The 23,184-nt window shown below is 62.2% G+C and carries 23 protein-coding genes; 19 read left to right on the forward strand and 4 right to left on the reverse strand.

Annotated elements, in window-relative coordinates:
• Positions 1-41: 41 nt before the first annotated feature.
• From ACOYNB_RS02750 to ACOYNB_RS02770, 5 genes are read left to right on the forward strand one after another with little or no spacing between them, the layout of a single operon-like run.
• Entirely contained in the window at positions 42-1,802 is a 1,761-nt protein-coding gene (locus tag ACOYNB_RS02750) for an ABC transporter ATP-binding protein/permease (protein WP_422837588.1), read from the forward strand.
• Between the two features lie 19 nt (positions 1,803-1,821).
• Positions 1,822-2,400 (forward strand): TMEM165/GDT1 family protein, encoded by a 579-nt coding sequence (locus ACOYNB_RS02755; protein WP_422837682.1) that lies wholly within the window; start codon positions 1,822-1,824, stop codon positions 2,398-2,400.
• 14 nt (positions 2,401-2,414) lie between these two features.
• The gene (locus ACOYNB_RS02760; RefSeq protein ID WP_422837589.1) at positions 2,415-2,867 is read left to right on the forward strand and encodes an acyl-CoA thioesterase; all 453 of its coding nucleotides are present in this window, start codon (positions 2,415-2,417) and stop codon (positions 2,865-2,867) included.
• A gap of 7 nt (positions 2,868-2,874) precedes the next feature.
• A complete protein-coding gene (locus ACOYNB_RS02765; protein WP_422837590.1) occupies positions 2,875-3,660 on the forward strand; it encodes a hypothetical protein in 786 nt (261 codons plus the stop codon).
• Between the two features lie 31 nt (positions 3,661-3,691).
• A complete protein-coding gene (locus ACOYNB_RS02770) occupies positions 3,692-3,913 on the forward strand; it encodes a SlyX family protein (protein WP_422837591.1) in 222 nt (73 codons plus the stop codon).
• Positions 3,914-3,916: 3 nt separating this feature from the next.
• On the opposite strand, the gene ACOYNB_RS02775 is transcribed toward ACOYNB_RS02770, so the two are convergent.
• Positions 3,917-4,426, reverse strand: a complete 510-nt coding sequence (locus tag ACOYNB_RS02775; RefSeq protein ID WP_422837592.1) for a hypothetical protein — start codon at positions 4,424-4,426, stop codon at positions 3,917-3,919.
• 104 nt (positions 4,427-4,530) lie between these two features.
• On the opposite strand from ACOYNB_RS02775, the gene ACOYNB_RS02780 reads away from it, so the two are divergent.
• The 5 genes from ACOYNB_RS02780 to ACOYNB_RS02800 all read left to right on the forward strand — a co-directional run bounded on the left by ACOYNB_RS02780 (position 4,531) and on the right by ACOYNB_RS02800 (position 7,159).
• On the forward strand, positions 4,531-4,791 hold the full coding sequence (locus ACOYNB_RS02780; RefSeq protein WP_374257211.1) for a DUF2249 domain-containing protein: 261 nt from the start codon (positions 4,531-4,533) through the stop codon (positions 4,789-4,791).
• Positions 4,788-5,363 carry a cytochrome c oxidase subunit 3 family protein gene (locus tag ACOYNB_RS02785; RefSeq protein ID WP_422837593.1) on the forward strand — a complete coding sequence of 192 codons (576 nt, stop codon included), beginning with the start codon at positions 4,788-4,790 and terminating at the stop codon, positions 5,361-5,363. The genes ACOYNB_RS02780 and ACOYNB_RS02785 overlap by 4 nt, the downstream gene beginning before the upstream one ends.
• Positions 5,360-5,656 (forward strand): cytochrome C oxidase subunit IV family protein, encoded by a 297-nt coding sequence (locus ACOYNB_RS02790; RefSeq protein WP_422837594.1) that lies wholly within the window; start codon positions 5,360-5,362, stop codon positions 5,654-5,656. Before ACOYNB_RS02785 ends, ACOYNB_RS02790 begins: the two co-directional genes overlap by 4 nt.
• 112 nt (positions 5,657-5,768) lie before the next feature.
• Entirely contained in the window at positions 5,769-6,170 is a 402-nt protein-coding gene (locus ACOYNB_RS02795; RefSeq protein ID WP_422837595.1) for a PA2779 family protein, read from the forward strand.
• A gap of 32 nt (positions 6,171-6,202) precedes the next feature.
• Positions 6,203-7,159, forward strand: coding sequence for a PA2778 family cysteine peptidase (locus ACOYNB_RS02800; RefSeq protein WP_422837596.1), 957 nt, complete (start codon positions 6,203-6,205; stop codon positions 7,157-7,159).
• Here the strand turns inward: ACOYNB_RS02800 and ACOYNB_RS02805 are convergent.
• On the reverse strand, positions 7,148-8,314 hold the full coding sequence (locus ACOYNB_RS02805) for a GGDEF domain-containing protein (RefSeq protein WP_422837597.1): 1,167 nt from the start codon (positions 8,312-8,314) through the stop codon (positions 7,148-7,150). The two genes, ACOYNB_RS02800 and ACOYNB_RS02805, sit on opposite strands and share 12 nt — an antisense overlap.
• A gap of 45 nt (positions 8,315-8,359) precedes the next feature.
• Here ACOYNB_RS02805 and ACOYNB_RS02810 point away from each other — a divergent pair, with 45 nt between their 5' ends.
• Positions 8,360-9,148 carry a 2-keto-4-pentenoate hydratase gene (locus ACOYNB_RS02810; RefSeq protein ID WP_422837598.1) on the forward strand — a complete coding sequence of 263 codons (789 nt, stop codon included), beginning with the start codon at positions 8,360-8,362 and terminating at the stop codon, positions 9,146-9,148.
• A gap of 94 nt (positions 9,149-9,242) precedes the next feature.
• Here ACOYNB_RS02810 and ACOYNB_RS02815 read toward each other — a convergent pair whose 3' ends face one another.
• Entirely contained in the window at positions 9,243-9,701 is a 459-nt protein-coding gene (locus ACOYNB_RS02815; RefSeq protein WP_422837599.1) for an Rrf2 family transcriptional regulator, read from the reverse strand.
• A gap of 105 nt (positions 9,702-9,806) precedes the next feature.
• Here ACOYNB_RS02815 and ACOYNB_RS02820 point away from each other — a divergent pair, with 105 nt between their 5' ends.
• The 6 genes from ACOYNB_RS02820 to ACOYNB_RS02845 all read left to right on the forward strand — a co-directional run bounded on the left by ACOYNB_RS02820 (position 9,807) and on the right by ACOYNB_RS02845 (position 17,621).
• Complete coding sequence (locus tag ACOYNB_RS02820; protein ID WP_422837600.1) at positions 9,807-13,433, forward strand: DUF748 domain-containing protein; 3,627 nt, start codon at positions 9,807-9,809, stop codon at positions 13,431-13,433.
• 123 nt (positions 13,434-13,556) lie between these two features.
• Positions 13,557-13,856: a flagellar basal body protein gene (locus ACOYNB_RS02825; RefSeq protein WP_422837601.1), complete on the forward strand. Its 300-nt coding sequence runs from the start codon at positions 13,557-13,559 to the stop codon at positions 13,854-13,856.
• 79 nt (positions 13,857-13,935) lie between these two features.
• Positions 13,936-15,156, forward strand: a complete 1,221-nt coding sequence (gene dinB / locus ACOYNB_RS02830) for a DNA polymerase IV (protein WP_422837602.1) — start codon at positions 13,936-13,938, stop codon at positions 15,154-15,156.
• A 22-nt stretch (positions 15,157-15,178) separates the two neighbouring features.
• Complete coding sequence (locus tag ACOYNB_RS02835; RefSeq protein WP_422837603.1) at positions 15,179-15,400, forward strand: hypothetical protein; 222 nt, start codon at positions 15,179-15,181, stop codon at positions 15,398-15,400.
• 7 nt (positions 15,401-15,407) lie between these two features.
• Entirely contained in the window at positions 15,408-15,683 is a 276-nt protein-coding gene (locus ACOYNB_RS02840) for a 2Fe-2S iron-sulfur cluster-binding protein (protein ID WP_422837604.1), read from the forward strand.
• 75 nt (positions 15,684-15,758) lie between these two features.
• On the forward strand, positions 15,759-17,621 hold the full coding sequence (locus tag ACOYNB_RS02845; RefSeq protein ID WP_422837605.1) for a polysaccharide biosynthesis protein: 1,863 nt from the start codon (positions 15,759-15,761) through the stop codon (positions 17,619-17,621).
• Here ACOYNB_RS02845 and ACOYNB_RS02850 read toward each other — a convergent pair whose 3' ends face one another.
• Entirely contained in the window at positions 17,622-20,390 is a 2,769-nt protein-coding gene (locus tag ACOYNB_RS02850; RefSeq protein WP_422837606.1) for a CHASE domain-containing protein, read from the reverse strand.
• Positions 20,391-20,551: 161 nt separating this feature from the next.
• Between ACOYNB_RS02850 and ACOYNB_RS02855 the strand changes: the two genes are divergently transcribed.
• The gene (locus ACOYNB_RS02855) at positions 20,552-21,520 is read left to right on the forward strand and encodes an MBL fold metallo-hydrolase (RefSeq protein ID WP_422837607.1); all 969 of its coding nucleotides are present in this window, start codon (positions 20,552-20,554) and stop codon (positions 21,518-21,520) included.
• A gap of 198 nt (positions 21,521-21,718) precedes the next feature.
• Complete coding sequence (locus ACOYNB_RS02860) at positions 21,719-23,158, forward strand: S41 family peptidase (RefSeq protein WP_422837608.1); 1,440 nt, start codon at positions 21,719-21,721, stop codon at positions 23,156-23,158.
• Positions 23,159-23,184: the final 26 nt, after the last annotated feature.

Genomic DNA, 23,184 nt, shown 5'->3' on the forward strand with positions numbered 1-23,184 from the left:
TGAAGCGGCGTTTGCACGGCGCCCTGGATTGACCACTTCCCATGAATCAAGCTGATCACCGCGGATTCAACTCGCGTCTGGCCCGGCGGTTTGCGCAGATTGCGGCCCCTTACTGGCGAGAGTCCGACGAAAAGTGGCGGGCGATCGGCCTGCTGTCCCTGTTGATGTTCTTGCTCTTGGGGCAGACGTGGTTCAACGTGGCGTTCAACCATGAGTCGGGCGAGTTCACCTCGGCACTGGCCGCCGGGGATGCGGACCGTTTCTGGTCGTCCATCAAGCGCTATACCTTCTTGCTGGCGGCTGCGGTGCCGGTCTATGGGCTGTACTACTTTGTGCGCGACACCTTGGGCTTGCGGTGGCGTCGCTGGCTGACTGAACGATTCCTGAACCGCTATTTCACTCATCGCGCTTACTACCGACTCAACAGCAGTGCAGCGATTGACAACCCCGATCAGCGGATCGCGGAGGACATCAACTCGTTCACACAGCAGTCACTGTACTTTTCGATGATCCTGTTGTCATCGATGATCCAGTTGGTCGCCTTTTCGCGGGTGTTGTGGTCCATCTCTCAAGGGTTGGTTTACTTCCTCATTGGCTACGCGCTGGTCATCACGGTGTTCACGGGCGGCGTGTTCGGTCGGCGTCTGATTGGCCTGAACTTCTTGCATCTGCAGCGGGAAGCCAATTTCCGCTTCGGTCTGGTTCGGGTGCGAGAGCATGCCGAGCCGATCGCCTTGCACGATGGTGAGGCCCGAGAAATGTCGGCCTTGATGCGGGTGTTCGAGTCTCTGTACGCCAACTACCGGCAGGTGTTGCGCTGGCAGTTGAAGCTGAACACGTTTCAGTATGCGCACAGCTTTTTGACCGTGGTGCTGCCGGTGGTCATCATTGCCAACGATGTGTTGTCGGGTGACCTGGAGGTCGGCCGCGCCATTCAGGCGACCGGAGCCTTCACAGCCATTTTGAGTGCCGTGTCGGTCATCGTGGAGCACTTTGAGGGCTTGAGTCGTTTTTCAGCGGGCGTGGATCGGCTGCATGCGTTTTCACGCTCACTCGACGACGATGCCCAGTCGACTCAGCAGGAGCCAGGCCAGCCGGCTGATCGTGTGGTGACCCGACCCGGTCAGCATTTGAGCCTGCAGCGCCTGACGGTGTACACCCCGAACAAGGAGCACCTGATCCTGCGTGACCTGACGGTGGATGTGCCGCCAGGACATGGCCTCATGATCACGGGCCCCAGCGGGGTGGGCAAAAGTTCGCTGCTTCGCGTCATCGCGGGGCTGTGGCACACCGGGTCTGGCGCGGTGATCCGGCCGGCCAGCCCGGACATGGTTTTCCTGCCGCAGCAGCCCTATCTGCCGTTGGGTGATTTGCGTGCGCAATTGCTGTATCCGCACACCGAGCGCGATATTTCGGATGCCGAGTTGCTGCAATGGCTGGCCGCCGTGAACTTGCCTGATCTGGCCGAGCGCTTTGGCGGGTTGCATGCGGAACTGGATTGGGGCAAGGTGTTATCGGTTGGTGAGCAGCAGCGACTTGCCTTTGCGCGTGCGTTGCTGGCCAAGCCCCGCTACCTTTTGCTGGATGAGGCCACCAGTGCGCTGGATGCGGACAACGAACGTTTGCTCTACAGCCAGTTGGCGGGACTGTCCATCACGCCCATCTCGGTCAGCCATCACCAGGCCATCATGGCGTTCCACAGCAAAGTGCTGAATGTGATCGGGGAGGGCGCCTGGTCGATTGAAACGGTTGGGGGCGCCTCAGGGGCGTCAACAGGCGCTGGTACCATCGCCGGCTTCTGAAGGACATCTCATCATGCAACTGGATTCGATTCTTGTCTCGACTGGCGTGGTCGCCCTGGCTGAAATTGGCGACAAGACCCAGTTGCTGGCATTCATCCTGGCTGCGCGTTTCAAGAAGCCCGTGCCCATCATCCTGGGCATTTTGCTCGCCACCATCATCAACCATGGTCTGGCAGGTGCCTTGGGCGCTTGGGTGACGTCGGTCTTGAGCCCGCAGGTGTTGCGCTGGGTGCTGGGCTTGTCCTTCATCGGCATGGCCATCTGGACCATGATCCCCGATGAGATCGAGGAGGAAGAAACCCAGATCGCCAGCCGCCTGGGTGTGTTTGGTGCCACCTTGGTCACCTTTTTCCTGGCTGAAATGGGCGACAAGACACAGGTTGCCACCGTGGCCATGGCGGCGCATTACGCCCAACCGTTGATGGTGGTCATCGGGACGACCTTGGGCATGTTGATTGCCGATGTGCCTGCCGTGTTTGTGGGTGACAAGCTCTCGGCACGCATTCCGATGAAGTTGGTGCACACGATTGCCGCAGGCATCTTCGCGGTGCTGGGGATCGTGACTTTGCTGGGCGCAGGCGCGTCGTTTGGATTCTGATGTGAGGGTGTGCCATGGCACGTGTTCAGTTTGATTTGCCCGAAGCCTTCATCTACACCACGGATGTGCAGGTGTATCTCAGTCACGTCAACCAGGCGGGACATCTGGACAACGCGCAACTGTTGACTTTGCTGTCCGAGGCACGGGCGCGCTTCTTCAAGTGGCTGGGTTGCACCGAGTTTGATGTGGGCGACGATGCCTCCATCGTCGTCGGTGACCTGATTGCCCAATACAAGTCCGAAGGCTTCCACGGGGATGTGCTCCGGGTGGAACTGGTGCCGCAGGACTTCAACAAGTACGGCTTTGACCTGGTCTTCAAGATGTCTCAGGCTGACTCCGGGCTGGAGGTGGCGCGCGGCAAGTGCGGGATCGTGTTCATTGACGTGGACACCAAACGTCCGACACCTCGTCCTGCCACGTTCATGGCCCGTTTGCAGGCGCAGGCACCCGGTTTGACGGTGGCGTGAGGTGGTGATGCAGTCTGCGGTTCTGGGTGCGTTTGACCACTACGCGTATGCCGTGGTTGCGGTGGTGGGCACGTTTCTGGCCGTGTGGGCTTGCGATTGGCTGTTGCGGCGGTCGCGTTGGGCGGCTTGGTGTGTGTCATGGCAAGGGGTGGTGCCGCCCTTCATCAACATCCTGGGGATGATGTTTGGCCTGACCTTGGCGTTTCTGGCCAACGACACCTGGAGTGCGCACGACCGCGCCATCAATGCGGTCTATCGTGAGGCCGATGCGTTGCGCACGCTGGCTGCTTTGTCGTCCCCCTTGCCCGAGGTTCAGCGTCTGCAGTTGCGCCAAGCCATGGTCGACTATGGGCAAACCAGTGCGGACGAGTGGTCGTGGTTGGCCCAGCGCACGCAACACCCTGACATGCAACGGCGGGCAGATGCCCTGATGATTCGCGTTGCGGCCAAGGACGTGCGTGAGGCCTTGGGGGACACCGTGCAAAAGCTGATGCTGGACAAGGTCAGCGAAATGCGACGTGAGCGTGATTTGCGCGTCTCATTGAGTCAGACTCACGTGAATCCACTTAAATGGCTGGGCATGGCTTTTCTTGGCTTGCTGACGCTGTTGTCCGTGGCCGTGGTGCATGTGGACAAACCCCGTGCCGCCCTCATGAGCATCATGCTGTTTGCATGCGGGGCAGCCCCCACGGCCGCGATCGTTCTGATCCAAGGTAACCCGTTTCTGGCGCCGACGGCCGTGACGCCCGAGCCGATTTTGTCCGTGCTGCCCGCATTGCGGCCTGCACCCTGAATGCGTGATTTCACGCAAGGAGCGTCCGGTCATGAGTGATGTGCACGCCGATGAACAACGTCTGATCGATCTGGAGATCAAGATGGCGTTCATGGAAGACATGGTCGAAAGCCTCAACCAAGTCATCGTCCAACAGCAGCAGCAAATTGATTTGTTGGTGCGCGAGACGGCTCGCTTGCAGTCCCAGCTCGAGCAGGGGGCGTCAACGCCCACGTTTCGCAGTCTGCGAGATGAGTTGCCCCCTCATTACTGAGGCTCACCGGCTGTCGGAGACCGGCCGTACACACCACACATCGTCGTCGTCCCAGTGCTGGCATAGCAGGCGTGCCACGCGGCCTTGCCACAGTTCTCGTAAACGAGCGCGCTCATCGTGGCTGGCTTCGCCGCGGACGCACCGAGGCAGCAGTGACGCCATCTCTGGGGCCGCCGGGACACGATGCAATTGAGCTTGCGCTTCAATGCTCTGCCCGTTGTCGAGGCGGGTGAAGCGCAGGTGCAGCGCCTGCTCAGGGTGATCGAACACCTGCCGGTTCTGGCGCACGAATTGCCCCCCTATGCCTTTGAAGCCACCGTCTTGTGCGGCACCGGTGAGCAAGGTCAGGATGCTGGCCGCCACGCCGGTGACGCCCTCTGTCACAGGCTGCTGAAACTGGATGCGCACGCTACCCCGTTGTGGCACGGTCTCGGGGTACAGCCGCTGCATGGCTTTGTAGCCCAGCGCATACGCCGAGGCCACGGTGGGGCAGGAATGGCCAGCCAGCTTCACGGCATCGGCATAGTTGTAGATCAGGATGCCGTCTTTGACCTAGCGCATGGTCTCGCCCGAGTCATCTGGTGAAAATAGGTTCATCAAAAATGAACCTTTAAATCGTGTCACATCCTCACCTGCATTTGTCACCTTCCGGGCTGTATCCGTTTGATGCGCGTGGCATTGCCAAGCGCTTTCGCCACGCCGCCATTTTTGGCGCGCTCGATGCTTTGCAGTCCGGCGAAACGATGCGCTTTTGCAATGACCACGATCCACTGCCGTTGCTGGATCAATTGCGCGCCCGCTATGGCGACCGCGTGAGCATCGAGTACCGGCAGCGTGAACCGGGTGCCATCGTGATTGACTTTGCCGTGGTTGGATGACCGCGTCATCTCCGGACGAGCCGCGCTTGGCGGGTGACTTGGCCATCTGGCTGGTCATCCTGGCCGAGTTGTTGACCTTTGCGCTGCTGTTTCTGGCCTACGCCTTCACCCGTGCTGGGCAGGTGGAGGTCTTCGATGCCGGGCAACGCACTTTGAATCTGCATGCCGGGGTGATCAATACCGTGCTGCTGATCACCGGGAGTTGGTGCGTCGCGCGCGCCGTGCATGCGGCGAGGCAGGACGAATCTGGTGCCAGTGCCAGGTGGTTGCTGGGCAGTTTGACCTGCGGCGTGTCGTTCTTGTTCATCAAGGGGCACGAATATGCAGACAAGTGGCAGGCGGGCTTGGACATGTCCACCAACGACTTCTACATGTTCTATTACATGCTGACCGGCTTTCACTTCCTGCATGTGGTGGCCGCGATGGGTTGGTTGGCCTTCTTGTGGTTCCGAACCCGGCAGGGCGCGTATGGTCGTCACGATTGTCATGCCCTCGAAACAGGGGCGGCGTTCTGGCACATGGTTGACCTGCTGTGGATCGTGCTGTTTCCTTTGGTCTATGTGATGCGATGAGCCTTCCTTCCTTCTCCGCCAAGCAGGTGTTTCACCTGAACCGCAATGGGGCCATCCTGTTGGCCGCCACCTTGATCACGTTCGCACTGGGGGAAAGCGGGCTGGCAGATGGACGGGGCGCATGGCCCGTGCTGCTCATGTTCGGTTTGGTCGCACTCAAGGGCTGCCTGGTGATCCTGGATTTCATGGAGTTGCGCCATGCGCCGTCGCTTTGGCGTTGGCTGCTCATCGGCTGGCTCTCCCTGGTGACGTTGGGCATTTTGGTCGCCTATGGGTGGTCTTTGCGGGCTTGATGCTTGGGCGACGGTTGGAACTGCTTACATCTCTTGGCAGTGAGATGCGGGCTGACTTGAGTAAGATTCGCCTCCATCGAGAATGTGTTGTTTGACCGATAGGAGTCGTGAGATGACCCGTACCAAGAAGCTGTTGGCCTGGACTGTTGCCATGGCCATGAGCCATACCGCTGGCTTGCAGGCTGCTCAGGCCGCCATGATTGCGACCGATTCCGTGGCCACGCACAGCAGCCTGACTCAGGTGGAAGCGCGTCGTGCCCAAGTGCTGGCGACGCTGAATCGCGCCGATGTGGCCGAGGCCTTGGTGGCCAAGGGTGTGGACATGGATGCAGCGCGTGCGCGCATTGCTTCGCTGTCTGACCAGGAAGTGGTGGCATTGGCCGACCAACTCGACCGTGCACCTGCGGGCGCGGCCGACATCCTCGGCACGATCGTGTTCATCTTCGTGCTGTTGTTGGTGACGGATATCTTGGGCTTCACCAAGGTCTTCCCCTTCACCCGTTCGATTCGTTGATTCGTTTTCGAATGACAGCAGTCTGGAGGGGGATGGCCGCGTGCATGCTGGCCTTCTGTCTCCAGGGCTGTGCCGATTTGCTGGCCACCCAGTCACGCGCCGTGATGGCGCACCCCCCTGCGGGCATGGCGCCTGTGGCGGAACTGAGGGATGTGCCGTTCTTCCCTCAGACTGAAAATCAGTGCGGCCCCGCCGCCTTGGCGACGGCCATGGGGGCCGTCGGGGTGCAGGTGCCTCCCCAGGCACTGGAAAGTGCGGTGTTTTTGCCTGCACGCCAGGGCAGTCTGCAAATCGAGATGCTGGCAGCAGCGCGGCGCCATGAGTTGGTCGCGACCCGCATTGGTAGCGATCTGCCGTCTTTGCTTCGTGAAGTCGCAGCCGGCCATGCCCCTGTGGTGTTGCTCAACCTGGGGCTGAGTGTTCAGCCGCTGTGGCATTACGCCGTGGTCGTGGGATATGACCTTCGTGCGGGCGAAGCGGTACTGCGCTCCGGCACCACTGAACGCCAGATCCTGCCCTTGTCGACCCTGGAGTTCAGTTGGGCGCGTTCGGGGAACTGGGCGTTTGTGGTGTTGCCGCCAGGGCAATTGCCCACGACGTCGGACGAGGCGGCCATCACCGAAGCCCTGCTCGCCTTTGAACGCGTGGCGCCGGCGAGCAAAGCCGCACAGGCCTATGCACCAGCCCTGGCCAAATGGCCGGACAGCTTATTGTTGGGCTTGGGACTCGCCAACAGCTTGTACGCTGCAGGTCAGACCGACTTGGCGGGGCAGGAATACCAGCGGGTGCTGCAAAAGCATGACAGTGCAGCTGCTTGGAACAACTGGGCCACGTTGCTCAGCGAACGAGGTGAATGGCGCGCAGCACACGATGCGGCAATGCGCGCCGTATCGCGTGCCCGTGCTGCCGAGCCTGAATGGCTGACCGCCGCGCAAGCCACTTTGGCCGACATCCAGGCGAAGCAGCCAGCAGGCGCATCAGTGCGCTGACATGGGGGTGGCCATGACCACTTGGTCGCGGCCCATGCTCTTGGCAGAGTACAGCGCCGCATCGGCTGCACGGATGAGGTCCTGAGGCTCCGACTGCCCTGCAGGATGGTGGCAATACATGCCAATGCTGACGCGCACCCCGATGTCTTCGCCGTCGTGGTGGATGTTGTGCTCGGCGATGGCTTCGCGCAAGGCTTCCGCCAGCAGCTTGCCGCCGGCCTCATCGGTGTTGGGCAGCACGATGAGAAACTCTTCGCCCCCAAGTCGTCCGACCAGATCCTGCGTGCGCAGGCGTTCGCGGATGGTTTGTCCGACGGCGGTCAGGACATGGTCGCCCGCGAGGTGCCCATAGGTGTCGTTGACCTGCTTGAAATGGTCAACGTCCAGCATCAGAATGGTCAGCGGATGCTGACTCCGCTCAGCCAGTGCGAGCTGACGCCGCAGGGCATCCAGGATGGCACGCCGATTGGGTAGACGTGTCAACACATCCTCCATCGCCAGGGTGCGTGTGGATTCACGGGCGCGCTCTTCTGCCATCAGGATGAAACCCGTCATGTAGAGCGTCAGCGTCACGAAACTGGATGCAAACGTGACGATCAAGAGCCAGTCGCTGGTCAGCAGGGTGAACAAACGGGCCGGACCGGTGAGGGCAGTGTCAATGCGAACCAGCAGACCCATGCTGATCACCAGGGTGCCGAGCGCCACCAGATTGGCACCCCGACTGGGTTGCATGCGCCCGTATCGAAACAGGGTGGCGAGGATGGCCAGGTGCTCGCACAGCACCACGGACGAGGTCAGGATCACCCGGTTGGGCGCATCGTCCATCAGCAGGATCAAGCCGGGCACCAAAAACAGAAGCGGGATGCCCACGATGGGAAGATGCCGGGGGCGTTGCCCGTAAAACAGCCGCAGGGACACCAAGATGCCGCTGACCGCCATGGCCAGGATGCTGTTGCCCACCACGATGGACAGGAAATCCGGGATCTGGTCACGGAGGATGAACAGGACGTAGGCCGCCGCATTGCCCAGCATGGCCCAGGCAATCGGGGTCAGGCTGCGGCGAGCTGGCCCCCTCAACACGTAGAGCAACGCCAGCCCAACGGTCAGGCTGACCGTGATCTGGAGCAGCAGCAATGTGGGCAAGTGCAGTGTCATCCGATCAGTCTCGCATAATCCTTCTACAACGGTTGAAGGTGATACATGGCTTACACGATCGAGATGGCAACCCAGGCCGCACAAGCGTTGGTGGCGCGCCGCAGCCATGGCAAGGCCGGTGCGGTGTTGCCGGCGGCTTGCCGCCCACAGACGCTGGATGACGCGCTGCAAATTCAGTCTGCCGTGACCGATTTGCTCGCTGCGCAGACCGGCGATGTGATCTGTGGCTGGAAGTGCGGGCTACCTGCGCCCGATAAAGTGGTTGTCGCCCCGATTTACGGACACAGTCTGCAACACCGAGCACCCTGTGCGGTGTGGGCAACGCACTCGCAAGTGAAGATTGAGCCAGAGTTGGCATTTCTGATGGGGCGTGACTTGCCGCCTTGTGGGCAAGCGTACACACCGCAAGATATTGACGCCGCCATTGCCTCCACCCACCTTGCCCTGGAGTTGATCCATGACCGGTATGTGGCAGATGCCGGTGTGCAGTTCGCGGATCGCCTGGCCGATGGTTTGGTCAATCAGGGCTTGTGGTTGGGGCCGGCGATTTCATCCGAACAGGGCGCGCAGGCGCATCAGATCGACATCCGGATTGATGTGGACGACTGCCCAGGAGACGTGGTGAAGGGGGTGCATCCTGCCGCGCAGCCAAGGGACCCGCTGTATTGGCTGGTCAACCACCTGTGCGAACGCGGCCTGACCCTGAAGGCGGGGCAAGTGGTCATCACTGGTTCATACGCCGGTGCGCCTTGGGTGCCTGTCGACAAGTCTGTGCAAGTGCATTTCATGGGGTTGGGAGTGGTGTCCACGCGTTTCGTGGCGCGTGGCACTTGATCCGGCCATCAACCACTGCAGCGAGCAGCCAGATGTAGCCGAGAGGTTTCCCCCATGGCGTTACCACTTCATGACGCGACCGGCGTTGTCTCACTCATGCTGTCTCCCGCGGAAAGAAGAGTACTTCATGCAGTGCGGCGTGGTTACGCGTGATGTCGGCCAGGGTGTAGTGATTCAGTTGGGCATAAAAAGCCTGAGTGGCTTCGCGCAGTGCGCCACGCAACAGGCAGACCGGATCAATCACGCAGGTGTGCCGTTCGGGATCGAAACACTCGGCAGGCATGGATGCGCCTTCCGTGCTTTGCACGACGTCACCAATGCGGATGTCTGACGGTGCGCGCCCCAGCCCCATGCCGCCGCCTTTGCCGCGGACGGTGCTGAGGTACTGACATTTGCTCAGGTGGTGTACGACTTTGGTCAGATGGCTCTCGGACACATCAAAGGCCCGAGCGATTTCGGCAATCGTGGCGCGACGTTCCGGGTCGGTGGCCAGGTAGATCAACACGCGCAAGCTGTAGTCGGTGAACTGGGTGAGCTTCATGAAACGCATCATAAGATTCATTTGGAAAGAATCTTTTTGAGTTGACTCAAGCTTCATCATGCGCGCAGGGGGCGAGGGGTACCATTCCAACTCTGACTGTTTGCTGCCTGTGTGCCCATGAGTGCTCCTGAAAAATCCACTTTCTTGTCGGCCCGATGGGTCAAGCCGCTGGCCTTGGTGGGGGCGCTGGCCGCTGTCTGGACGGTGGGCGTGGGCGTCTGGTTGCCGGGGTTCGTGCGCGCCAAGGCCGAAGTGGCTGCCACCGAAGCGCTCGGTACACCGGTGCACATTGGTGCGCTGCACATTCAGCCTTGGACTTTGTCCGTGGCTGCTGACGATGTGGCCATGGGGCCTCCCGGGGCGGCGTGGTTCAAACTCAAGCAGGCGCAAGTTCAGCTCTCTCTGGAATCGGTGTGGCGCTTGGCCCCGGTGGTCCGTCGTGTTCAGCTGACCGCGCCCGAGTTCTGGCTGGCGCGTCAGTCTGCGCAGCGGTTCAACATCAGCCCGGTGATCGACAAGCTGATGGCGCCGTCGCCCACGCCGCGGTCGGCGGGGGAGCCGCTTCGGTTCGCGGTCTTCAATGTGGCGCTGACCGATGGCGTCATTCGCTACACCGATCGGGTGCTGAAGCAGGAGCATGTGGTCGACCAATTGCACCTGAGTGTGCCCTTTGTGTCCAATCTGCCCAGTCAGATTGATGTGGAGCTGGCGCCGGAGTTGAAGGCGCGGATTGACGGCAGCCCCCTGAGCCTGCAGGGCAAGGTGCTGCCGTTCCAGGCTGGGCATCGCTCCGAAATCAAGCTGGACTGGCAGTCGGTGGACGTGGCACATTGGCTGGAGGCTGCGCAGCCCTTCCTGCCGGCGGCTCTGGGCCTCACGCCTGGGCAAGGCAAGCTGGACACCGCCTTGACAGTGCGATTCGAGCAGCGCCCTGCGCCTGCTGTGGCCTCGCTGTCCATCCAGGGGGGCGTGCAGTTGAGCCAGTTGGCCATGACCGTGGCGCATGCACCGGCTTTGGGGCATGTGGCGGTGGGCTGGCGCCAGTTCAAGCTGGATGGGCTGGATGCGCGTCCGCTGGAACAGCAGGCCAGCGTGGCTTCGGTCACGTTGGATGGCCTGACGTTGAAGGTGCGGCCCGTCGCTGGCGCTGTGTCGCCCGCACCCGCGAAAGCGGCGGCGGTGGTCTCGCCCCCGGCTTCCACCGCCTCGCCGGCTTGGCGGTGGTCGGTGGCCAAACTGCAGTTGGTGACCGATGCGTTGGATGTGCAGACCGAGGCCGATGCGCCCTGGCCCCGACTGGATCGCATCCAGGTTCAGGCCAGCGGTTTGAGCTCGGATGCCAAGGCCGCACCCGCCACGTGGCAGGTGGATGTGGCGGATCAGCATGGGGCCAAGCTGCACGGGCAGGGGCAAGTGCAGGTGGCGCAGCAGCACGTGGTGGCGGCTTTGGCCCTGGATCATGCCCACATCCCCGCCTGGCTGACCCCCATGGCGCGTGGCTTGGCGCTGCCGGTCCAGATTCAGCAGGGCGAGTTGGCCGTTCAGACCAAGGTGGATGCTCGCTTCCAGCGCGATCCGGCCATCCAGTGGGCAGATGGTGTGATCCGCCTGCAGAACGTGCAGACCCAAGCGTCGTCCTCGCGTGTCAAGGATCAGATTCAGTTTGCAGGATTGGCGGTCGATGGCCTGGCAGGTGAGTTGTCTTTGGCCCCCGAGGCCAAAGGTTTGAAGCGTGTGGACGTGGCCTCGGTGACCGTGGATCAACTGGATGCCCGCCTTACCCGCGGTGCACAAGGAACGTGGTTGGGCATGCCCGCAAGCCAGGCCAAGCCGGGCCGCCACGCCAAGGAGGTCAAGGCGGCCGCTGCACCGGTGGTGGCGCTCAAGTTGTTGCGTTGTCAAACCTGCCGTGTGCAGGTGACCGACCAGACGGTGACGCCCGCAGCGGTGCTGTCGGTGCAAAAGACGGATCTGTCCGTTCAGAACGTGTCGACCGATTTGTCGCAGACCCTGACCGTGGACCTGCGTGCGCTGGCCCAAGGGCAGGGACGCATCAATGTACAAGCCGAGGTGCGCCCCCAGCCCTTGCTGGTCAAGGCCAAACTGGGTGTGGCGGGCGTGGATTTGCGTGCTGTGCAGTCCTACATCGATCCCCACGTCAACATTCAACTGGCAGCTGCCAAGGCGCAAGCCGACGGGCGTCTGATCGTGCAGGACGACGCGCGCAAGGGCTTGTCGGCACGCTATCAGGGGCGTCTGGGCTTGACGGATCTTCGCGTGCTGGACCGCGTGAACGATGCGGACTTTCTCAGCTGGCGCAGCCTCACCTTGGACAAAACCAATTTGGGCTGGGCTGATGGGCAGATCGATGCCGACCTGGGCAAGATGGCGCTGCAATCCTTCTATGGTCGGGTGATCATCAACCCGAACGGGCAGCTGAATTTGGCCAGCATTGCCAAGCGCGAGGCCGGGGCGGCGCCCAAGTCCCTGACCACCCCTGAGCCGGCCTCGCCCACATCTGTGGCCGTGCCGTCTGCACCCTCGGGTGCTGCGCCGGCAAGCCCCGCTGCCGCGCCCATGAAGTTGCGTTGGCAAGGCATTCAGTTGTCCAAGGGCCGCATTGACTTCACCGACAACTTCATCAAGCCGAATTACTCGGCCGACCTGACCCGCATCGAGGGGGCGATTTCCGCAGTGGCATCCGACAAGCCGGAGCCTGCCACGGTGAGTGTGGCGGGTGCTGTGGACGACGGCGCCCCGCTGCAAATCACCGGTCAACTGCACCCCCTGGGCCCCCGTCTGTACACCGACATTCAAGGCAGCGCCAAGGGCATTGAGCTGACCCGTTTGACGCCCTACGCCGCCCGCTATGCCGGCTACAACATCGAGAAGGGTTCGCTGTCGGTCAATGTTCACTACAAGGTGGACGGCGGCAAACTGGAAGCCGACAACAAGATCTTCCTGGACCAGCTGACCTTTGGCGACAAGACCGACAGCCCGGATGCCACCAAGTTGCCTGTGCTGTTTGCGGTGTCCTTGCTGAAGAACACGCGCGGCGAAATCGACATCAACCTGCCCATTTCGGGCTCGCTGGATGATCCGCAGTTCTCGGTCGGCGGCATCATCTGGCGGGTGTTCGTGAACCTGATCACGAAGGCCGTGACGGCGCCGTTCTCACTGCTGTCGGGTGGCGGCGGCGACGAGTTGGGCTTCGTACCGTTCGAGGCGGGTTCGGCGGTGTTGTCCGACGCGGCGCGTCAACGTCTGGATGCCCTGGCGGGCAAGCTCAATGATCGACCGGCGCTGAAGCTGGAGGCCACGGGGCGAGCCGATCCAGCCGTGGATGTGGACGGTTTGCGGCAAGCTCATGTGGACCGGCTGATGCGCGTGGCCAAGGCCAAGGCGACTGGGCAGTCGCCCGATGACGTGAGCGTGGGCGCGGACGAGCGTGACACGTGGCTGACCGCTGCCTACAAGGCCGCCGATATCAAAAAGCCGCGCAATCTGGTGGGCTTGGCCAAGTCGCTGCCCCCGGCGGACATGCTGGCCTTGCTAAGGGCGTCGGCGCCGGTGGGGCCGGAGGTGTTGCGCGAGCTGGCCGACACGCGAGGCAATGCCGTGAAGGCCTATCTGTCGGCGCGGCTCTCGCCTGAGCGCGTGCTGCTGACCGCGTCCAAGGTCGGGGTCGACGGCCTTGCGCAGGACAAGGGCCCCAGTTCGCGGGTGCAGTTCGATATCAAATGATGAAATGACGATCCGACGTGGCGCGTGATTACCGCACGGCCACCATCGGGTCCTTTGGCGAAGGGGCTTTCCTTGTGGCGAGCCCCTGCCGATAATGATGACAGGCTATCCCTTGGGGTCATCATGAGTGCCATTTCATCCATTGCCTTATCGGGTGTGCAGGCGGCTTCGACCCGGCTTGATGCGGCCTCGCACAACATTGCGAACACGCAAACCGAGCGTTTCCATCGACAGGTGGTCAACCAGCAAAGTCAGGAGTCGGGCGGCGTGACCGCATCGGTGGCACAAGCCGATGAAGTGGGTGCAGACTTGGCGGCCGACTTGGTCGAACAGAAGAAGGCCAGCTACACCTACCGGGCCAATCTTCGCAGCATCCAGACCGAAGAACAGATGATGGGCAGCCTGCTCGACGTCAAGGCTTGAATCTGCCGCGGTGCTCCGGCGGCAAGTCGCCCCGTGATGCGTCAGAATCGTCAGCCTCATTGCTGTGAATGTCTGGCCCGTGACCGCGCCCCGCCGATTGATTGCTCACCTTGACATGGATGCGTTTTACGCATCAGTCGAGTTGTTGCGTTACCCCGAACTGAAAGGTTTGCCCATCGTCATCGGGGGCGGCCGTCGGCCAGCAGGTGGGGCATCGAGCCCGCGCGGTGAACCGGTTCAGCACGCACGGTTGCGTGACTACGCCGGGCGCGGGGTCATCACCACAGCCACTTACCCCGCGCGTGCGCTCGGCGTGCATTCGGGCATGGGCTTGATGAAAGCGGCCTTGTTGGCGCCGGATGCCATCTTGCTGCCGCTGGACTTCGAGGCCTATCGCCATCATTCGCGCCAATTCAAGGCGGCCGTGGCCGAGATCGCCCCCGTGGTGGAAGACCGGGGCATCGACGAAATCTACATTGACCTGACTGACGTGCCGGGCGCGCAGGATGCCATCGATGGCGACCCGCTGGGCGGGGTTCGCCAACTGGCCCGACGACTCAAGGACGCGGTGACCCAGGCCACCGGCCTGACGTGCTCGATCGGTGTCACGCCCAACAAGCTGCTGGCCAAGCTGTGTTCGGATCTGGATAAGCCCGACGGCCTCACGGTGCTGATGGCCGATGAGATCCCGGCCCGCATCTGGCCGCTGCCCGCCAGCCGCATCAACGGCATTGGCCCCAAGGCCAACGAGCGTCTGGCGGCCATGGGCATCCACACGATTGGTGAATTGGCGGCGACCCCGCTTCACACCCTGCTGGCCGAGTTCGGAAGCCAGTACGGTCACTGGCTGCACGATGCCGCTCATGGGCGCGATGACCGGCCCGTGGTGACCTGGCGTGAGCCCAAATCCATGAGCCGTGAAACCACCTTCGAGCGTAACCTGCACCCTCGGGAGGACCGTGCCTTGCTCACGCCCATCTTCACCCGCTTGTGTGAACAGGTGGCCGCTGACCTGGCGCGCAAGGACTATGTGGGGCGCACCGTCGGGGTCAAGCTCAAGTACGACGACTTCCGCACGGTGACCCGCAGCGTCACGATGCCGACCCCCACCCGCGAGGCGTCGATCATTCGGCAGTGGGCGGGGCGTTGCCTCAAAACGGTGCCCCTGGACCAGCGCCTGCGCTTGCTGGGTGTGAAGATGGAAGGCTTGCTCAAGGCCGATGCCGCACAGGTCGAAGCCGACGTGGACCCTACGCCCGAGTTGCCGCTGTTCGAGCCCGCCATGGGCGACAATGCGTGAACCCCTGGTCATCGGAGTTCCCATGAAGCGACTGAGTTTGTGCCTGTTGATGCTGCCCGCCTTGTCTGCGTGCTCGGTCCTGAGCGTGGCCGATGCCGCGGTCAGTGTGGCCTCGACCGCCGTGAGCGTGGGCGCGACCGTGGTGGGCACCGCTGTGGATGTGACGGCTGCGGGCGTCAAGGCCGCAGCCGGCTCCGAAAACACCCCGCTGCCAGACGGGCAGTCCCCCGTCGCGCCCCACTGAGACTGCGATGCCGGTGCGCCATCGGGTTCAGGTGCTGCCGGCCGGGACGGTGTTCGAGGTCCAGCCCGGGCAGACCATTTTGGAGGCTGCGCTGGCCGCCGGCCTGAACTGGCCCCGCTCCTGCCGGTCGGGCGCGTGCCGTACCTGCATGTGTCAGATCGAATCGGGGCGTGTCCGCTACCGCGTGGAATGGCCCGGTGTCAGCCCGGAAGAAAAGGAATGGGGTTGCATGTTGCCCTGCGTGGCCGAGCCCGACGCCGATCTGGTCTTGCGGCTGGTGTGACCTCAGGCGCCTGCCACAGCAGGCACAATGGCAGGTTGGCGTTCGTGTTCTGAAGTCTTCATCCTCTTGTCCACCATGCTTTGGACCTCTATTGACCGTTTGCTGGATCATTTGCGTCCCCGTCGCCAGTTGGCGGTGATGCTGGCCGATGCCCTGCTGATCCTGCTGGCTTGGCACACCACCTACCTGTTTCGCATGGGGGTTGAGCGCTGGCTGTACGAGCGTCCGGCTTACGACTGGGCTGTGGTGTTGGGCGTGATCGCTGTTTACAGCGCCGTGTCCTGGGCCCTGGGCGTGCCGCGCGCCAGCTGGCGCTACGTCGGGTTCCATGACATCACGCGTCTGGCTTGGGTGTGCCTGGGCGCCGGCCTGGCCAGTGCCGTGGTCGTGCTGATGGCGCAACTGGTGGAGGTGCCCCGAGCGGTGCTGGCCTTGCATCCGGTGCTCACTCTCATCAACCTGGCCTTGGCGCGCATGACGGTGCGCATGCTCAGCGAATCATCTCGGGCGCGGCGTACCGGGGCGCACACCAACGGCCAGCGGGCGCTGGTCTTGGGCGCGGGCGCAGCGGGCAAGTTGTTGATTGCCGGCATCCAGCACCGTGGCTGGACCGTGGTGGGCTTGCTCGACGACGATCCACGCAAGCAGGGTGCCCGCATTGCCGGGGTGCCCGTCCTGGGCGGCTTGGACCTGCTGGCCGATGCCCGCAACCTCGAAGACGCCACCCATCTGGTCTTGGCCATGCCATCGGCCAGTGTCGAGCAACGTAAGCGGGTGCTGGCGCTGGCCTCTGCCACCGGTTTGCCCGTGGTCACCGTGCCATCGGCCGATGAACTGCGTGAAGGTCGCTCCCGGGTGGACCGGGTGCGTGACATCGAACCCGAAGATGTGCTGGGCCGCGAAGCCGTCAAGCTCGACGAGAACGCCGTCTCCAGCCTGATCAGCGGTCGGGCCGTGTTCGTGACCGGGGCAGGGGGGTCGATCGGTTCCGAGTTGTGTCGCCAGATTGCCCGTTTTGGCCCGAGCCGCATCATCCTGTTTGAACTCAGCGAATTTGCGCTGTACCAGGTCGAGCAGGACCTCGGCGAGCGCTTCCCACACCTGCCTCTGGTGCGCCTGGTCGGCGACGTCAAGGACCTGTCTGCCTTGCGTCGCGCCATGCAATTGCATCAGCCGGATCTGGTCTTCCATGCGGCTGCGTACAAGCACGTGCCCTTGATGGAAGACGACAACGCCTGGATGGCCTTGCGCAACAACACGCTGGGCACTTACCTGGCGGCGCAGGCGGCGGCCGAGTGCGGGGTCAAGCGATTTGTGCTGATCTCGACCGACAAGGCCGTGAACCCCACCAACGTCATGGGCGCCACCAAGCGTGCGGCCGAAATGGTGGTGTCACACTGGGCCTCCAAGGCGCCGGGCACCCGCTACATGGCGGTGCGCTTCGGCAACGTGCTGGGCTCCAGTGGCAGCGTCATCCCCAAGTTCAAGGAGCAGATCGCCAAGGGTGGACCGGTCACGGTCACGCACCCAGAGATCACTCGCTACTTCATGACCATCCCCGAAGCCGCGCAACTGGTCTTGCAGGCAGCCGCCCTGGCCGAGTCGGGGCAGGTGTTCGTGATGGACATGGGGCAGTCCGTCAAGATTGCCGACCTGGCCCGTGAGCTGATTCGTCTGAGCGGCCACACCGAGGCCGAGATCCCCATCGTTTTCAGCGGCCTGCGCCCCGGAGAAAAGCTCTACGAAGAGTTGCTGGCCGATGCAGACACCACGCTGCCCACGCCGCATCCCCGTCTGCGTCTGGCACAGTTGCGCGGCGAGTTGCCCGCCGACTGGATGGAGCGCCTGATGGCTCTGGCGTCCGATGACACCGCCGCCAACCCCTCGGTGCTGCGTGCGCGTTTGCACGAACTGGTGCCCGAATACGCTCCTCGGTGATCAGTGATCCAGCAGAGCGTTGACTTGCGCCAGTAGCTTGGGCATGTTGACCGGCTTGGTGATGTAGTCGAGGGCCCCTGCCTGTTTGGCCGCTTCGATCTGGGCAGGCAGCGCATCGGCCGAAATCACCAGAACCGGAATTTTGCTGGTCTCCGGCTGCGACTTGAGGATGTGCAGGACCTCCATGCCCGACACATCGGGCAGGTGCATGTCGAGCAGGATCAGGTCCGGCCGACGTGTCTGCGTGTGCTGTTTCAGCAAGGCCAGGCCTTCTTCTGACGTGGGGGTGACGGTGACCGTCAGGTCGGGGCGCGTCATCAGGGCCACTCGGATCAACTCGCCATTGACCTGGTTGTCTTCGATGTACAGCACATGCTTGGGCGCGGGCGCAGCGCGCGGAGCGATCGTGGCTTCCTGGATGACTGCGGTCGTGGCTGGCGCCTCCGGTATCTGCACGTTGGCGGCAGGGAGGGTCAGCGTGAAGGTGCTGCCGACATGATCTTGGCTGCTGACCTCTAGCGTGCCACCCATCAAGGCGGCCAAGTGTCGGCTGATGACGAGGCCAATGCCCGTGCCATCCGGTGTGTTGCGTTCGCGGCCCAGTCGGTTGAACGGCTGGAACAAGGACGACAGTTGTTGATCGCTCATGCCCAAGCCCGTGTCGGCCACGATGAAGTGTGTCAGCGGGCGTCCTTGGGCATCACGAGATTGTTGAACTCTGACCGTCACCGAACCGTCCGGCTTGTTGTACTTGATGGCGTTGCTCACCAGGTTGGTCAGAACCTGACGCAGCCGGGTTGCATCCGCCTGCACACCCCAGCTTGCCGGGACCTGGTCAGGCCAATTCAGATGGATGCCTTGCTGGCGGGCCATTTCGTCAAACAGATTGGCAACGGACTGCAGGGCTTCTGTCAGGGGAATGGCCGTTGTTTCCAGCCGCAAGGTGCCAGTGTCCATGCGTGACAGATCCAGCACGTCGTCGATCATGTCCAGCAAGTGCCAACCTGCTTGCTGGATCTGTTTGGTTCGCCGCAACTGCGCGCCCGCCAGTGGGTTCTGCTTGTCCAGTTCCATCACCTGTGCAAAGCCCAGCACGGCGTTGAGTGGTGTGCGCAGTTCATGGCTCATGCGAGACAGGAAGTCACTTTTGGCACGATTGGCGGCCTCGGCCTGACGTGCCAATTCCTTGGCCTCGTCGCGCGCTTGCTCCAGTCGGCGCGTGTGACCGGTCATGGCCAGCAGGAGTGCTGCCAGAGCCGTGCTGAGAAATGCGCCACCCGCTGCGGCCAGCCAATACGTGCCACCACCGCCAGGCAGTGGGATCGGCTGGGTGGCCCAAATGTCCAGCTCCCATGTTCGCTGCGCAAACGAAACGGGAACGACGGTACGGTGCGCTTTGGCGCTGGCGGGAATGCCGGCATGGCAAGCCTCATCGCCCCCCAATAGCTTGCGCTGACCTTCGGCGTACTCGAAGAGGCAGGCATCAACGTACTCAGGCGCGCCCTGCATCATCGACTGCATCATGTCATCCATGCGCACAGCCAGGAACACGGCACCCGTTGCGGCGTGCCGGCGGTCCTCTATCGATTCTGTTTTGCCGTGGTAGATCGCTCGGTAGACGGCGACACCACGTTGATGCCCACTTTCCTGGGCCAGTTTCATGGCCTGAGAGGACACTGCCATGCCGGTGTCGCGCGCCCGTTCATAAGCCTCACGAGCCGCAGGGCGTGATAACACATTGAATCCAAACGCGCGAAGATTCTTGTCCTGAGGTTCAGCATACGTGATTGCGACCACTTCGTCGCCACTGGGCGGGACCCGGCCCTCATCAAACGCCCGGTAGTCCGGTAAGCCAGACTGGCGCTGCCGCGCTTCAAACGAGGCCAATGCCGAAGTCGGTACACGCGCTTCCCATCCCAAGGCTTGTACGCCACCCAAGGAGTTCAGCCAGTAGCGCGATGCTTGCTGGAATTCGCTGCGTGTCACCTCGTCCGATGCTTCAATCAACCCAGCCATGCTTTCCAACGCATGCAAGTAGCCGGTCAGCCGCAAATCCACGGCCTTGGCCGTGGATTCAACCGCCTGCGCAAAAACGGCATCTTTGCGTTCGATTTCCCAGTCCTGCACCTGACGGATGGACAAGGTCAGGGCCAGTGCGGTGATGGCCAGCGGTAGGGCAACGCGCCGCCGGCGAGGGCGCCACACGTCAGCAGGCTGCGCCACCATGGGCAGCATGATGGGGACGCCGACGAGCACCCCCAGGGCATCACCCGCCCACCAGCCGACAAAAATATGCGGCGCGGTCTGCCAAGGCAAACCATTGAGCATGACCATGGTCAGGCATGCCACGCTGGCGCTGGTCAGGCATGCCACCGGTCCGACCAGCAGCAGAAACCTCACCGCCCGCGAGGGCTGCGTCAAATCCAATGGGCCCGGCTCAACCCAACGCGCCAATGCGCGTGCTACCAGCACTTGCAAGGCAGCACCACCGCCAATCAGAAAGGCCTGCCACAAGGGCTGACCGAGTAAATCCGTGGCACCGCTCATCCAGCTGAAGTGCAGCGTGACGATCGTGCCCGCCAGCCAGACCGGCCAGAACATGCTGGCGCCCCAGCCCAGCGCATAAGCCACCCCCAGGCCTGCCGCCAGATACACCGGCGAGACGTAACCGTTCGGGGCGGCCAGTGACACGCAGAGCATGCCCGTGACAGCGCACGTCGTCGCGGCCATCACGAACCGAAATAGCTTGGAGTCGAACTTCGAGGGCATGCGGGGAGGTGCCATGTGCGGCGGCAAGGTGACTACCTGTTTTCAGGACATACCTTAGCACCTGTAATGGGCTCCCTTTGTAGGGATTTGAGGTGATAACTGACGCATATCACGTTAAACACCTAGACTGGTTCGCTCTGATTGAAGGAGGAGAAGCAAGCATGAAGAGATTCAACCGCAGTTTGTCCACGTTGGTTCTGGCATTGACGGCCTTGGGGGCGCCTGCTTTGGCCATGGCCGAAGCCGCCCAAGTCAAGACGCAGGTGCCGGGCTGGTACCGTCACATGGTGGGGCAGTTTGAGGTGACCGCGATCTACGACGGTCAAATCATGCTCGACACCAAACTGCTCAAGGGCGCGACGTCTGCCCAGATTCGCAAGCATTTGCAGGATGCATTCCGCGCTTCACCGACCCCCACGGCCGTGATTGCCTATCTGGTCAATACTGGCGACAAGCTGGTGTTGGTGGACGCGGGTGCGGCCAAGGTGTTTGGCCCGACGCTGGGGAATGTGCAGGCCAATATCAAGGCAGCGGGCTACGACCCTGCTCAGATTGATGCCGTTTTGCTGACGCATTTGCATGGTGACCACGTGGGGGGCTTGCTCACGCCCGACGGGCAGGTGGCGTTTCCGAAGGCGCGCGTCTTTGTGGCCAAAACCGATGCGGATTACTGGCTGAGCGCTGACAACATGGCCAAAGCCCCTGAATCTGCGCGAGGCTTCTTCCAGATTCCTCAGGCCGCTGTGGCGCCCTACGCCAAAGATGGACGGCTGACCACCTACGAGGGCTCTGCCGAAATTTTGCCCGGCATCAAGCCCATCAGCACGAATGGTCATACACCCGGTCACACCAGCTATCTGTTCGAGTCCCGCGGGCAAAAGCTGCTGGTCTGGGGCGACATTGTTCACAACGTGGCCGTTCAGATGCCGCAACCCGAAGTCACCATCGAGTTCGACACCTATCCCAAGCAGGCTTTGGCGACTCGACTGAAAGTGCTGGGATGGACGGCCAAGGATGCGCTCATGGTGGCGGGTGCCCATTTGCCTTTCCCTGGCATTGGGCACGTCCGTGCCGATGGGCGCCATCGTTTCAGCTGGGTGCCGGCTGATTTCGCACCTGTGCAACCGTGACCAAAGGGGCGCTTGTCGCCCCGGTGCCGCGCTGCCGCCCCCAATGCAGCATTCGAGCAACGTGAAACTTTGCAACTAGGGGCAAGTTCTCTCGTTATTCCTCTGTGAGGGGCGCAGCGCGGTCCTATACTGACCGCTCAAGAAGACGGGCTCGTGCGGACAGCTCGTTGCGCGGGTTCCAAAGGGCTGACAAACGCCATGACTTCCAAATTGAAGATTGCAGGCTGGGTTGCGCTGGGTGCGCTGGCCGGTGGCTTGACCACCATGCAGTTCGGGGCGACCGCCCGAAATTCTGTGGCCCCCCTGCCGCTGGAAGAAATGCAGCAGCTCGCGGCGGTCTTCGGCATGATCAAGACCGACTACGTCGAACCGGTGGATGAGAAGAAGCTCATCAGCGACGCCATCGGTGGCATGGTGTCGGGGCTGGATCCGCACTCGGTCTATTTCGACAAGAATTCGTTCAAGGAATTCCGTGAAGGCACCACCGGCAAATTCGTCGGCGTGGGCATCGAAATCGGGATGGAAGACGGGCTTGTCAAAGTCGTCTCGCCCATTGAAGGATCCCCCGCTTTCCGCGCGGGCCTCAAGACAGGTGATCTGATTACCAAGATTGATGACACCTTCGTCAAGGGTTTGACCATGGATCAGGCCGTCAAGCGCATGCGTGGCGAGCCCAACACCAAGGTGATCCTGACGGTGTTCCGCAAGGCTGAAAACCGCAGCTTCCCCGTGACCATCGTGCGCGAAGAAATCCGTGTCCAGAGCGTGCGTGCCAAGATGGTCGAGCCCGGTTATGGTTGGGTCCGTGTCAGTCAGTTCCAAGACCGTACGGTGGAAGATTTCGTGGCCAAGGTCAATGCCCTGTACAAGGAAGACCCCAAGCTGAAGGGTTTGGTGCTGGACCTGCGCAATGACCCGGGTGGCTTGCTGGAAGGTGCGATCGCCGTGTCGTCGGCCTTCTTGCCCAAAGATGTGACCGTGGTGTCCACCAATGGTCAATTGCCTGAATCCAAGGCTGTGTTCAAGGCTCGTGCAGAAGACTACTCGCGTCGCTACGGCTCGGACCCCCTGTCCAAGCTGCCCGCTGCGTTGAAGTCCATCCCGCTGGTCGTGCTGGTGAACGAAGGGTCTGCTTCGGCGTCCGAAATCGTTTCAGGCGCGCTGCAGGATCACAAGCGTGCCGTCATCATGGGTGGCCAGACCTTCGGCAAGGGCTCGGTGCAGACCGTGCGTCAGCTGACGGCTGAAACCGCGCTCAAGATCACCACGGCGCGTTACTACACCCCAAGCGGTCGTTCGATTCAGGCCAAGGGCATCGTGCCTGACGTGATGGTGGATGAAAGCGCTGACGGCAATCTGTACTCGGCCCTGCGCGTGCGCGAAGCCGATCTTGAAAAGCACATCGGCAGCGGGCAAGGCACCGAAGTGAAGGATGAAGCGCGCGAAAAGGCGCGTGAAGAAGCCATCAAGAAGCTGGAAGAGTCCACCAGCAAGAAGGCCGAACCCAAGCCGCTGCCTGAGTTTGGCTCTGCTGAAGACTTCCCGCTGCAGCAAGCGTTGAATCAACTCAAGGGCAAGCCCGTTCAGGTGTCCAAGACCATGACCGAGCGCAAGCCTGAGGACAGCAAGGCTCAGTAATCACCATGGACCCGTGCCTGCGCACG

It is taken from the genome of Aquabacterium sp. (assembly GCF_049317225.1).
Taxonomy (GTDB): domain Bacteria; phylum Pseudomonadota; class Gammaproteobacteria; order Burkholderiales; family Burkholderiaceae_C; genus Aquabacterium.